Origin of the sequence: Ferrimonas futtsuensis DSM 18154 (assembly GCF_000422645.1) — a bacterium.
GTDB lineage: Bacteria > Pseudomonadota > Gammaproteobacteria > Enterobacterales > Shewanellaceae > Ferrimonas > Ferrimonas futtsuensis.
The window spans coordinates 107,268-119,523 of the sequence record NZ_AUGL01000007.1 but is presented as its reverse complement, the minus strand read 5'-3'; the positions used below and the strand labels follow the sequence as shown (position 1 = coordinate 119,523).

Below are 12,256 nucleotides of genomic sequence, written 5' to 3'. Positions count from 1 at the left end.
GGGGGCCAAGTGCCCCCGCCGTCGTTGACGGCCCCGCCACCTCAAGGTGGTGGACTATACAGAAGATTCCAAGATGACCGAAAGCTACTTTGTGTTTCCCCAGATCGATCCTGTGATTGTCGAGATCGGTCCCCTGGCCCTGCGTTGGTATGGCCTGATGTACCTGGTGGGTTTTTTGGGCGCCATGTGGATGCTCAACCGCCATGCAGACAAGCCGGGCTCCACCTGGAGCCGTGATCAGGTCTCCGACCTGCTGTTTTATGCCTTTCTGGGAGTGGTGCTCGGCGGGCGTCTGGGGTACGTGTTCTTCTATGGCTGGCAGTGGCTGCTGGAGGATCCCCTCTACCTGTTTAAGATCACCAACGGAGGGATGTCGTTCCACGGCGGCCTGATTGGGGTGATCGTGGCGATGCTGTGGATCGCCCGCCGGCAGCAGCGCACCTTCTGGCAGGTGGCGGATCTGGTGGCTCCGACCATACCCATCGGGCTGGGTTTTGGTCGCATCGGCAACTTCATCAACGGTGAGCTGTGGGGCAGGGTGACCGATGTGCCCTGGGCGATAATCTTCCCCGGTGCCGGGCCTCTTCCCCGTCATCCCTCTCAGCTGTATGAGGCGGTGCTCGAGGGGCTGGTGCTGTTCCTGATTCTCCACTGGTACAAGAATCGCACCGACAAGCCCGGGGCGGTGGCCGGTCTGTTCCTGGTGGGGTATGGCTGTGCCCGCTTCCTCATCGAGTTCGTCCGTCAGCCTGACGCCCACATGAGCCTGTATATGGGCTTCTCCATGGGGCAGTTGCTGACCCTCCCCATGCTGGCCTATGGCGGCTATCTGATGATGCGGCCGACCAAATGACACTGTCCTTCAAAGGGGCGGAAATATAACAATATCTGAAGGTTTGTAGACCCATGAAACAGTATCTGGACCTATGCCAACGCATCGTCGACGAGGGCGACTGGGTAGAGAATTCCCGCACAGGCAAGCGCTGCCTGACGGTGATCAACGCCGATCTGGAGTATGATGTCGGCGGAAACCGCTTTCCGCTGATCACCACTCGCAAGAGCTACTGGAAGGCGGCCATCGCCGAGCTGTTGGGTTACCTGAGAGGCTATGACAGTGCCGAGCAGTTCCGTGCCATCGGCTGCAACACCTGGAATGCCAATGCCAATGACAACCCTGCCTGGCTGGCCAACCCCCATCGCAAGGGTGAGGATGACATGGGCCGGGTCTATGGGGTCCAGGGACGCGCCTGGCGCAAGCATGACGGTACCCCGCTGGATCAGCTGGCCAAGATTGTCGATGACCTGAGTCGTGGCGTGGATGACCGTGGTGAGATCCTCACCTTCTACAATCCCGGAGAGTTTGAGCTGGGGTGCCTGCGTCCCTGTATGCACACCCACACCTTCTCCCTGTTGGGGGATACCCTGCATCTGACCTCCTATCAGCGCTCCTGCGACGTGCCTCTGGGGCTGAACTTCAATCAGGTTCAGGTGTTTACCCTGCTGGCGCTGATGGCGCAGATCACCGGTCACAAGCCGGGCAAGGCCTACCACAAAATAGTCAATGCCCACATCTATGAAGATCAGCTGGAGCCGATGCGGGATGTGCAGCTCAAACGGGAACCCTTCGAGTCGCCGCGCCTGCTGATCAACCCCAAGATCAACAGCCTTGAGGATCTGGAAACCTGGGTGACCCTGGAGGATTTTCAGGTGGAGGGCTATCAGCACCACGATCCCATCGCCTACCCCTTTTCTGTCTGACCGTTGGCTGCCCCGGCCTGGGGCGGCGCCGTTTCGGCCATATCGAGTCCTGCCCGGGCCATACCCGGCCTGTGGCCGGGCGGGTGATGAGTCTCTCTCCCTTCCCGGGCGCATCTGAGGCCCTTGCTCCTGTTCGGTTCATCCATCGACTCAATCGCAATTTTAAGTGGTGGTTGACGGCCTGCTTTGTGGTAGTCTCATTTGCTTATGGTTGGGCTTTTGTTCAGCTTTCCCGAACTATAATGGAGCGGATTGCACCCTGCAGTCCCCACGCCGCACCTCTGCGGCACGGTTTCCGGTTTCCGGCCGAGACATCGGCTGGCTCGTCGATTTAAGGAGAAGCCCTCCCCCAAGGGAGGTCCAGGTTATGGCGCATCTAAATTACAATCACCTCTACTATTTCTGGATGGTTCGCAAGAAGGGTTCGGTCACCAAGGCAGCGGAAGCTCTGTTCCTGACGCCTCAGACGGTCACCGGCCAGATTCGTCATCTGGAGCACCGCCTGGGAGGCAAGCTGTTTCGTCGTCAGGGGCGTCAGCTGGTGGCTTCCGACCTGGGGGAATTGGTGTTTCGCTACGCCGACAAGATGTTCAGCCTGAGCTACGAGATGCTGGATCTGCTGAACTACACCCAGGACAAGTCGATCCTGTTTGAGGTGGGTTCCTCCGATGCCCTGTCCAAGAGCCTGGCCAGCCGGCTGCTGTTGTCGGTGATGCCCGATGATGGCTCGATCCACCTGTGCTGCTATGAGTCCGGCGAAGAGAACCTGATGGAGCGTCTGTCCCAGCACAAGCTGGATATGGTGCTCTCCGGCAGTGATGCCGAGTCCTTGAAGTACCCCGAGATCCTCAGCAAGAAGTTGGGGGAGACCGGTATCAGCTTCTTCTCCCAGGAGAAGGTGGAGGGGCGCTTTCCCGCCAACCTGGATGGGGCGCGCATCCTGATGCCTCACCGTAAGACCGCCCTGGGTCAGCAGCTGCTGCGCTGGTTCGACGAGGTGGGGGTGTCGCCGGTTATCGTCGGCGAGTTTGACGATGCCGCGATGATGAAAGCCTTCGGCCTCTATCGCCAGGGGATCTTCATCGCGCCGACCCTGTACCGGGAGGAGCTGTTGTCTCAGGGGGTTCAGTTGGTGGGAGAAACCGTCGACATAACCGAGCAGTATCATGTGATGTTCGCCGAGCGAATGATTCAGCACCCGGCGGTGAAACGGATCCTAGAGACCGACTTCACCGACCTCTTCAGTGGCAAGGAACCGGCCTTCAAACGGTTCAAGTAGTCAACATCGGGGCGCTCAGGGCGCCCCTTTTATCAGGAGCGGTATGACCGACCAAACCAAAGCTTCAGGTCTGGGGCTTATTGTGCTGTTGGGGGCCCTGGCGGGGCTGACCCCTCTGGCCATCGACATGTATCTGCCCGCCATTCCAACCATCGCCGATGAGATGAACACCACCGTGGCTCTGACTCAGCTGACGGTGAGCTTCTTCCTGGTGGGTTTTGCCGTGGGCCAGCTGCTGTATGGACCGCTCACCGATGCCTATGGTCGGATGCCGGTGCTGGGGGGAAGCCTGGGGGTGTTTGTGGTGGCCAGCCTGGTGGCGACCTGGAGCAGTTCGGTGGAGATGCTGATCGCCGCCCGCTCCCTCCAGGCCCTGGGCGGGGCGGGGGCCTCCGTGGTGGTGATGGCAGTATTGCGGGATCTGTTTCAGCGGGAGAAGTTTGCCCGGGCCATGTCCTTTGTGATGCTGGTGATGAACCTGGCCCCCCTGGCGGCCCCGATCCTGGGTGGTTATCTGCTGCTTCATGGCGGCTGGCGGGCGATCTTCTATCTGCTGGGAGGCTTTGCCCTGGCGCTGGTGGTGTTGATGCGATGGCGGGTGGGGGAGACCCTGCCAGCAGAGGGGCGTCAGCCTGCCGGATTCCGTGCGGCGCTTTCCCTGTATCGGGCCATCGTTGTGCATGATAGGGTGCGGGTGTACCTGATGGTGGGAACCCTGTTTTCTGCGTCTCTGTTCCTCTTTGTCACCGGCTCCTCCTACGTCTATATCCGCTATTTTGGGGTGGCCGCGGAGCACTTCGGCTACCTGTTTGGCCTGAATATTGTCACCATGATGACCCTGACCACGGTGAATGCCCGTTATGTCGCCAGGGTCGGTACCGCCAGGATGATGGTCCGGGGTCTGTTGATCACCGCCCTGGGGGCAGCCCTGGCCCTGGCCACTTCATTGCTGAATGAGCCGCCTCTGTGGGCGGTGGTGGTGCCCATCATGCTGATGATGGGGCCATTGGGCATGGTCAGTGCCAATGCCACCACCCTGGCCCTGGATGCGTTCGAGGGGGCGGCAGGATCGGTATCCGCCCTGGGGGGGGCCATGCGCTTCCTGGCGGGCGCCCTGGCCGGCGCCCTGCTGTCACTGGTGCACCCCGAATCCCCTGCACCCATGCTGGTGGGGATGGCGGTATGCTCGCTGGCGTCATTGGGGTATTATCTCTGGCACGAGAAACACCTGAGCGTTAAGGAATAACTATGAACCAAGAGAGGGAAAACCTGGCCCGGCTGAAGTGGGCGTGCCGTCGTGGCATGTTGGAACTGGATGTGTTGCTGGAACCCTTTGTGGAAAAGCACTACCTCTCCCTGGATCAGCAGCAGAAAGTGCAGTTCGAGCGGCTGCTGACCTGCGATGACCCGGATATGTTTGCCTGGTTTATGGGCCATGAGGCTTGCCCGGATCCCCAGCTGGCCGCCATGGTCGCCCTGATTCTGGAGCGCAACCGGGAGCAGCTGCGCTAACCCGCCGTTTTCAGACCGTCGCTGCGTCACCGTCCCCGGGGTCAACTACACTGTGCAGATGGCTGACCCCGTTCGTTACTCCTTCCCGGCCCCCAACTCCTACCCCAACTGGCTCAGGCTGGCGCTGAGTCTTGTGCTGCTGTTCAGCCTGTGGCTGTGGCCGGAAGGCAGGTTGCCCCTGCAGGCGCTCTGGCAACTGATGCTGGCTCCCCTGGCACTGTTGCCCTGGCTGGTCAGGGCACCGGAGACACTTCCCTTCCTGCTGGCAGACAATGGCGAGGGGGTGGAACTGGGCAGTGGTGAGCCGTTCCGGCTGGATCGGCGCAGTTGGGTACTGGGCTCAGTGGCGCTGTTGTGGGTGCAACCGGGAGGGCGACGCTGGTGGCTCAGCCGTGGTCAGATGGACAGAGCCGGCTGGCACCGGCTCTGTCGTATCCTGGTCAGGCTCGGGTCGACGGAGTCAGAACCGTAGGGGTGGGGTTGTCCTGCTGCTGGGGGTAATCCAGGGTGTAGTGCAGTCCGCGGCTCTCTTTGCGGGCCATGGCGCTGCGAATGATCAGCTCTGCGATCTGCACCAGGTTCCTCAGCTCCAGCAGGTCATTGCTGATCTTGAAGTCCGAGTAGTAATCGTGGATCTCGCCCTTGAGCATCTCCACCCGTCGCAGGGCCCGTTGCAAACGCTTGTCGGTGCGTACAATTCCCACGTAGTCCCACATAAACAACCTGAGTTCATGCCAGTTGTGGGAGATCACCACGTTTTCGTCGGAATCGGTGACCTGGCTTTCATCCCACTGTGGCAGTCCGGTGGTGTTCTCTACCTGGTCCAGTCTCTGGAAGATGTCCCGGGCGGCAGCCCGGGCAAACACCAGGCACTCCAGCAGCGAGTTGCTGGCCATGCGGTTGGCACCGTGCAGGCCAGTGTAAGCCACTTCGCCCACGGCATAGAGGCCGGCGATGTCGGTTTTGCCATCCAGGTCGGTCGTCACGCCGCCACAGGTGTAGTGTGCCGCCGGCACCACGGGGATCGGCTGCTTGGTGATGTCGATCCCCAGATCCAGGCAGCGCTTATGGATGGTGGGGAAGTGGCGGGTGACGAACTCCGGGTCCTTATGGCTGATGTCCAGATACATGCAATCGGCACCCAGGCGCTTCATTTCGAAGTCGATGGCCCGGGCTACTACATCTCGGGGCGCCAGCTCTTCGCGGGGGTCAAAGTCCGGCATAAAGCGGCTGCCATCGGGGCGCTTGAGCAGCGCGCCTTCGCCCCGCAGTGCCTCGGTCAGCAGGAAGTTTCGTGCTTCGGTGTGATAGAGGCAGGTGGGGTGGAACTGGTTGAATTCCATGTTGGCGACCCGGCAACCGGCTCGCCAGGCCATGGCGATGCCGTCTCCCGAGGAGACATCCGGGTTGGAGGTGTACTGGTATACCTTGGAGGCACCACCTGTGGCCAGAACCACGAAGGGGGCACTGACGGTTTCCACATGCTCAGCGGTGCGGTTCCACACGTAGGCTCCTACCACCCTGGCATCGCCGGACAGCCCCAGCTTAGCACTGGTGATCAGGTCCACCGCGTTGTAGCGCTCCAGCAGGGTGATGTTGGGGTGGCGGCGAGCCTGCTCCTCCAGGGTGAGCTGCACCTCCTTGCCTGTGGCGTCGGCGGCGTGGAGGATGCGACGGTGACTGTGCCCGCCTTCGCGAGTCAGGTGATAGCGGGGTTCGGTACCGGAGGGGGCGCCCTGAGGCTCCTCCTCATCGAAGTCCACCCCTTTACGGATCAACCACTCCAGTGCGGCCCGGGCTTCCCGGGCGGTGAACTCCACCGCCTGTCGGTCACACAGTCCGGCCCCGGCAATCAGGGTATCCTCCACGTGGGACTCCACGGTATCCTCTTCGTCGAATACCGCGGCGATGCCGCCCTGAGCATAATAGGTGGAGCCCTCGGTCAGGGGGCCTTTGGCAACGACGGTGACCTGGCAGCGATTGGCCAATTTCAGGGCCAGAGTCAGGCCTGCGGCACCGCTACCGATGACTAAGACATCAGTACTGTGTTCAATCCCGGCTTTCATTAGGTATCATGGGGTTTTGGAAATGTGACCCTATGTTACCCGCTTCCCGTTCCAGCACCAAAATTTCGCGGACAGTGCAGATTTTTCGATCGGATCACAATTTTTTACGAACTTTTACCAGTAGGCGCAGTCTACCTAAGTGCGCGGAGACGAGTAAAAGCAAAATCAGCAGTTTAGTTTATGGGAGAGTGCTCTCAAGTGAGTGAGCCAAACAGCGATCAGCAGCTGGTCGAACGCGTTCAACAAGGTGATAAACAAGCTTTTAATTTGCTGGTGATGAAGTACCAGCACAAGGTAGCCAATCTGATAAGCCGCTATGTGAAGAATCAGGGCGATGTCGCTGATGTGGCACAGGAAGCGTTTATCAAGGCCTACCGGGCTCTGCCTAACTTTCGTGGGGAGAGCGCGTTTTACACCTGGCTATACCGGATTGCGGTCAATACCGCCAAAAACTATCTGGTGTCACAGGGACGGCGGCCACCTGCAACGGACGTGGACGCGGAAGAAGCTGAGTTTTATGACGGTGCCGATGCACTGAGAGAGCATGGCTCTCCGGAGCGCCAGCTGCTGTCAGACGAGATTAAGAGGGCAGTGTTCAGCACCATCGAAACATTGCCGGAAGAGCTGAGGGTAGCCATCACACTCCGGGAGTTGGAGGGGATGAGCTACGAGGAGATCGCGACTGTAATGGAGTGTCCGGTAGGCACGGTACGTAGCCGTATCTTCAGGGCGCGGGAAGCGATCGACAAGAGGATTCAACCGCTGTTAGAGCGGTAGTATCAATCAGGGTGAACCATGACAGAACGTAAAGAAGCAGTATCGGCTTGGGTTGACGGAGAAGGAACCGATCTGGACCTCAAGCAGTGGCTTAAGGATGAAGAGATGCAGTCCTCCTGGGGTCGCTACCACCTGATTGGTGATGCGATGCGCAACGAGTTGCCCAAGGAGCTGAATCTGGACATCGCCTCCAGCGTGGCTGCCGCCCTGGAGCTGGAGCCCACAGTGCTGGCGCCCAAAGAGGAACCTAAGTCCTCTGAGCCAAGCCGACGCTCCATGGTCTCTGGCAAGGTGGTGGAGTTTTCTCGCCGCTTCGGTCAGTACGCCATCGCCGCCACCGTTGCCGCCATCGCCGTGGTGGGTGTGCAGCAGTATGGTGCCGAGCAGCAGAACAGCCCTGTGCCTGTACTCAATACCCTGCCGGTTGTGGGCGCTCCCACCCCAGCCAGCTATCAGGCCAACACTCCTGCCGCCCGTCAGGCCCAGGCTCAGAGTGCCGAGGCCCAGGCGATGGAACAGCGCCGCCGGGTGAACGCCTATCTGCGTGACCACCTGTTGCAGCAGCGTCTGAAGGGGCATAATGTGTCCAACGACGATCAAGAGCAAAACTAAGAGGCACGCTTGCGTAAATTCTTGTTTGTAGTGGCATGGTTGCTGGCATTGCCGGCCCATGCCGCTGGCGACGACCCCGCCATCGACTGGCTGCAGAAGATGCAGCACGCCCTCTCCAATACCCAGTTCCGCTACTCCCTGATACACCTGCAGTCGGATCACATCCGTCCCCTTCGCTATCTCCACGGCACCGTGGATGGCAAGGAGGTGGCCTACCTGGAGCACCTGAACGGCCCACAGAAGAATGTGGTCAGAATCGGCGACCAGGTCACCTACCTGGAGCACGACGTCAAACCCTACTCGGTTCGCAGCGCTCGCATCAGCGGCTTTATTCCGCCGGCGTTCGGCACCGGCGTGGAAGCCTTCACCCCCTACTACCAGCTGGCCGTGGGGGGCCGGGATCGGGTGGCGGGTCGTACCTCTCAGGTGGTGCGCATCGTCTCCACTGACAAGTTCCGCTACAGCTACAGCCTGTGGCTGGATATGGAAACGGCGCTGCCCCTGCGTATCGATACCCTCAACGCCGATGGTCAGCTGCTGGAGCAGTATCTGGTGATTGAGATGGCCGCCTTCGAGGTGCCGCCGCCGGTGTTGGGCAAACTGACCGAAGAGAACTGGCCGCCGGTGATGGTCAGGGCCAACAGCGATCAGCAGTCTCCCTGGCGTTTCGGCTGGTTGCCTCAGGGCTTCAAACTGACCCATGTGGACCAGCACCGCCTGTTCGGTGTCAATGACCCGGTTCAGTACCTGGCCCTGAGCGACGGCCTGACCGAGATGTCGGTCTACATCGGCCTGGCCGGCCAGGTGGTGATGCCCGAGAGCCTCTCCACCGGCAGCGGCCTCTCCCTGGCGTCTGCACGCCACGGCGACGTGGAAGTGGTTGTGGTGGGACGCTTGCCCCTGGAGAGCCTGACCAATGTGGCCAACTCCATCTATCCGGCGGAGTCCGGCCAATGATGGAGGCCCTGGCCCGGGTGGAGTCCTGGGACAAAGGCCAGGTCACCCTGAGCTGGCAGGTGCAGAGCGCCTGCGGCCACTGTCATGAGTCCGACAACTGCGGCACCGGCGTGGTGGCCAAGGGGCTGAATCCCAGATCTCAGCGCCTGACCCTGCCCTGGAAGCAGCGGCTTAGCCCGGGCACCCAGGTGACCCTGGGGATCCCCGAGCAGCAACTGCTCAGTGCCGCCGCCCTGGTTTATCTGCTGCCCCTGCTAGGCTTACTGGTGGGGGTAGGCGGCACTGCCCTGATGGGCGGCGCCGAACTGTTGGCCCTGGGTCTGGGTTTGGCCCTGGGTGGGGCAGGCTTTATGACAGCCCGGCGTCTGGCAGATTCACTGACACCCACACCGAGAATCATCAAGGTGTTGGGTGCGCCTGCCAAGGAGTAGGTGGCTCTTCTTTGTTGCTGAAGAGGGCACCAATTCCCGGCGGTTACCTATTCCATAGCCGCCGGGGATAAAATCCGTTAAAATCCCCCCCCTGTATCTATCCCTGATAGTTTTGTTCCTGTTGTTTTTGCAAGAAGCGGCCTAGATGAAGCATATTCGTAATTTCAGTATCATTGCCCATATCGACCACGGTAAGTCGACCCTGTCCGATCGCCTGATCCAGGTGTGCGGCGGTTTGAGCGATCGTGAAATGGCGGAGCAGGTCCTCGACTCCATGGATCTGGAGCGTGAGCGCGGCATCACCATTAAAGCGCAGAGTGTGACGCTGGACTACACCGCCCAAGATGGCGAAACCTACCAACTGAACTTCATCGATACCCCAGGACACGTGGATTTCAGCTACGAGGTGTCCCGTTCCCTGGCGGCCTGTGAAGGCGCCCTGCTGGTGGTGGACGCCGGTCAGGGGGTGGAAGCCCAGACCCTGGCCAACTGCTACACCGCCATCGAGATGGACCTGGAAGTGCAGCCGATCCTCAACAAGATCGACCTGCCCCAGGCAGACCCTGAGCGGGTGGCGGAAGAGATTGAAGACATTGTCGGCATCGACGCCATGGAGGCAGTGCGCTGCTCCGCCAAGACCGGCGTCGGTATTGAGGATGTGCTGGAGTGCATCGTTAAGACCATTCCTGCCCCCGAGGGGGATCCCGAGGCGCCGCTGCAGGCGCTGATCATCGACTCCTGGTTCGACAACTACCTGGGCGTGGTTTCTTTGGTGCGCATCAAGAACGGCAAGCTGAAGAAGAACGACAAGATCAAGGTGATGAGCACCGGTCAGGTGTGGGGTGTGGACCGTCTGGGGATCTTTACCCCCAAGCAGAAGGACACCACAGAGCTGCTCACCGGCGAGGTGGGTTGGGTGGTGTGTGGCATCAAGGAGATCCACGGTGCCCCCGTGGGCGATACCCTGACCCACGCCAAGCACGGCTCCGACCAGGCTCTGCCCGGCTTCCTGAAGGTGAAGCCCCAGGTGTACGCCGGCATGTTCCCCATCTCCAGTGAAGACTATGAGTCCTTCCGGGATGCCCTGAACAAGCTCTCCCTGAACGACGCTTCCCTGTTCTTCGAGCCTGAGACCTCCGCGGCCCTGGGCTTCGGCTTCCGTTGCGGCTTCCTGGGGATGCTGCACATGGAGATCATCCAGGAGCGCCTGGAGCGTGAGTACAACCTGGACCTGATCACCACAGCGCCGACCGTGGTGTATGAGGTTGAGACCACCAAGGGCGAGACCCTGATGGTGGACAACCCGTCGGAACTTCCTCCCCTGAACAACATCGAAACCATTGCGGAGCCGATTGTTGAGGCCAACATCCTGGTCCCTCAGGAGTATCTGGGGAATGTGATCACCCTGTGTATCGAGAAGCGGGGTGTTCAGACTAAGATGGCCTACCACGGAAACCAGGTGGCGGTGACCTATGAACTGCCCATGGCGGAAGTGGTGCTGGACTTCTTCGACCGACTGAAGTCCACCAGCCGTGGCTTTGCCTCCCTGGACTACAACTTTGTCCGGTTCCAACAGGAGGAGATGGTGCGTCTGGACGTGATGATCAACGGCGACCGGGTGGATGCCCTGGCGATGATCACTCACAAGGAGAATGCTCAGTTCCGGGGCCGCCAGCTGGTGGAGAAGATGCGTGAACTGATTCCCCGCCAGATGTTTGATATTGCCATCCAAGCGGCCATCGGCAACCAGATCGTGGCGCGCAGCACCGTCAAGGCCCTGCGTAAGGACGTGACCGCCAAGTGTTATGGCGGTGACGTCAGCCGTAAGAAGAAGCTGTTGCAGAAGCAGAAAGAGGGTAAGAAGCGGATGAAGCAGCTGGGTAATGTTGAGGTGCCTCAGGAGGCCTTCCTGGCGGTACTCAAGGTAGGAGATTAATCGCGCATGGCGGCACTGTTTTCCCTGATCCTGGTTCTGGTCACCCTGGGGACCGGCCTGATCTGGCTACTGGATAAGTTTTACCTGGCGCCGCGGCGACAGCAGAAGCTGGCGTTTGCCAGCGAGCAGACCACCGCCGAATTGCCGGAGGAGGCCAGAGACAAACTGGTTCAGGAACCCTGGCTGGTGGAAACCTCCAAGTCCATCTTCCCGGTGATCGCCTTTGTGCTGGTGCTGCGCTCCTTCCTGTGGGAACCCTTCCAGATCCCGTCAGGCTCCATGATGCCCACCCTGCTGGTGGGCGATTTCATCCTGGTGAACAAACATGAGTATGGCCTGCGGGATCCTGTGTTCCGCGCCAAGTTCTGGGACAACAACGATCCCCAGCGTGGTGACGTCATCGTCTTCAAATACCCCAAGGATATCCGGGTGGACTACATCAAGCGGGTGATCGGCCTGCCCGGTGACCGCGTGGTGTACCGCAACAAGACCCTCTACCTGCAGCCCAAGTGTGAGGCCGGTGTGGCCACATGCCCGGGGCTGGAGCCGGTGCAGTCGGTTGAGGTGAACCGGGATGAGTTCTTCCAGAACGGCACGCCGCTGATGCGCCTGGATGAAGATCTGGCCGGGGTGGAGCACGACATCCTGATTAACCCGCGTCGCCCTGAACCCCTGCGCTACTACTATAAGCAGCAGGGCCGTCAGACCGGCGACTGGGTGGTGCCCGAGGGCAGCTACTTTGTCATGGGGGACAACCGTGACAACAGCACCGACGGCCGTTTCTGGGGCTTTGTCCCCGAGGAGAACCTGGTGGGCAAGGCGACCGGCATCTGGATCTCCTTCGAGTTTGACCGCGAGCGCGACAGCGTGCTGCCCTCCTGGGTACCCACTGGCGTTCGCTTCAGCCGTATTGGCGGAATTGATTAAA

General features: G+C 60.4%; 13 protein-coding genes. 12 read left to right on the top strand and 1 reads right to left on the bottom strand.

All coding sequences use genetic code 11. The features are described 5' to 3' along the window. Window positions 1–73: 73 nt before the first annotated feature. The 6 genes from lgt to G505_RS0105620 all read left to right on the top strand — a co-directional run bounded on the left by lgt (window position 74) and on the right by G505_RS0105620 (window position 5,021). The gene (gene lgt, locus G505_RS0105645; protein ID WP_028108690.1) at window positions 74–853 is read left to right on the top strand and encodes a prolipoprotein diacylglyceryl transferase; all 780 of its coding nucleotides are present in this window, start codon (window positions 74–76) and stop codon (window positions 851–853) included. Window positions 854–906: 53 nt separating this feature from the next. Next, on the top strand, window positions 907–1,758 hold the full coding sequence (locus G505_RS0105640; protein ID WP_028108689.1) for a thymidylate synthase: 852 nt from the start codon (window positions 907–909) through the stop codon (window positions 1,756–1,758). Window positions 1,759–2,125: 367 nt separating this feature from the next. After that, window positions 2,126–3,037, top strand: a complete 912-nt coding sequence (nhaR, locus tag G505_RS0105635; protein WP_028108688.1) for a transcriptional activator NhaR — start codon at window positions 2,126–2,128, stop codon at window positions 3,035–3,037. Window positions 3,038–3,080: 43 nt separating this feature from the next. Continuing rightward, window positions 3,081–4,283: a Bcr/CflA family multidrug efflux MFS transporter gene (locus G505_RS0105630; protein ID WP_028108687.1), complete on the top strand. Its 1,203-nt coding sequence runs from the start codon at window positions 3,081–3,083 to the stop codon at window positions 4,281–4,283. Between the two features lie 2 nt (window positions 4,284–4,285). Next, window positions 4,286–4,549 carry an FAD assembly factor SdhE gene (locus G505_RS0105625; protein WP_035385115.1) on the top strand — a complete coding sequence of 88 codons (264 nt, stop codon included), beginning with the start codon at window positions 4,286–4,288 and terminating at the stop codon, window positions 4,547–4,549. Between the two features lie 58 nt (window positions 4,550–4,607). Further along, window positions 4,608–5,021, top strand: a complete 414-nt coding sequence (locus tag G505_RS0105620; RefSeq protein ID WP_035385114.1) for a hypothetical protein — start codon at window positions 4,608–4,610, stop codon at window positions 5,019–5,021. Here G505_RS0105620 and nadB read toward each other — a convergent pair. Next, on the bottom strand, window positions 4,990–6,615 hold the full coding sequence (gene nadB, locus G505_RS0105615; protein ID WP_028108684.1) for an L-aspartate oxidase: 1,626 nt from the start codon (window positions 6,613–6,615) through the stop codon (window positions 4,990–4,992). The genes G505_RS0105620 and nadB overlap by 32 nt on opposite strands. A 198-nt stretch (window positions 6,616–6,813) precedes the next feature. On the opposite strand from nadB, the gene rpoE reads away from it, so the two are divergent. The 6 genes from rpoE to lepB all read left to right on the top strand — a co-directional run bounded on the left by rpoE (window position 6,814) and on the right by lepB (window position 12,255). Beyond that, window positions 6,814–7,392, top strand: coding sequence for an RNA polymerase sigma factor RpoE (gene rpoE / locus G505_RS0105610; protein ID WP_028108683.1), 579 nt, complete (start codon window positions 6,814–6,816; stop codon window positions 7,390–7,392). 18 nt (window positions 7,393–7,410) lie between these two features. Then, complete coding sequence (locus G505_RS0105605; protein WP_028108682.1) at window positions 7,411–8,004, top strand: sigma-E factor negative regulatory protein; 594 nt, start codon at window positions 7,411–7,413, stop codon at window positions 8,002–8,004. A gap of 9 nt (window positions 8,005–8,013) precedes the next feature. Next, window positions 8,014–8,961: a MucB/RseB C-terminal domain-containing protein gene (locus G505_RS0105600; protein WP_245568336.1), complete on the top strand. Its 948-nt coding sequence runs from the start codon at window positions 8,014–8,016 to the stop codon at window positions 8,959–8,961. Continuing rightward, window positions 8,958–9,392, top strand: a complete 435-nt coding sequence (locus tag G505_RS20680) for a SoxR reducing system RseC family protein (protein WP_035385113.1) — start codon at window positions 8,958–8,960, stop codon at window positions 9,390–9,392. The genes G505_RS0105600 and G505_RS20680 overlap by 4 nt, the downstream gene beginning before the upstream one ends. 145 nt (window positions 9,393–9,537) lie before the next feature. Continuing rightward, the gene (gene lepA, locus G505_RS0105590; RefSeq protein ID WP_028108680.1) at window positions 9,538–11,328 is read left to right on the top strand and encodes a translation elongation factor 4; all 1,791 of its coding nucleotides are present in this window, start codon (window positions 9,538–9,540) and stop codon (window positions 11,326–11,328) included. A gap of 6 nt (window positions 11,329–11,334) precedes the next feature. After that, window positions 11,335–12,255 (top strand): signal peptidase I, encoded by a 921-nt coding sequence (lepB, locus tag G505_RS0105585; RefSeq protein WP_028108679.1) that lies wholly within the window; start codon window positions 11,335–11,337, stop codon window positions 12,253–12,255. Window position 12,256: the final 1 nt, after the last annotated feature.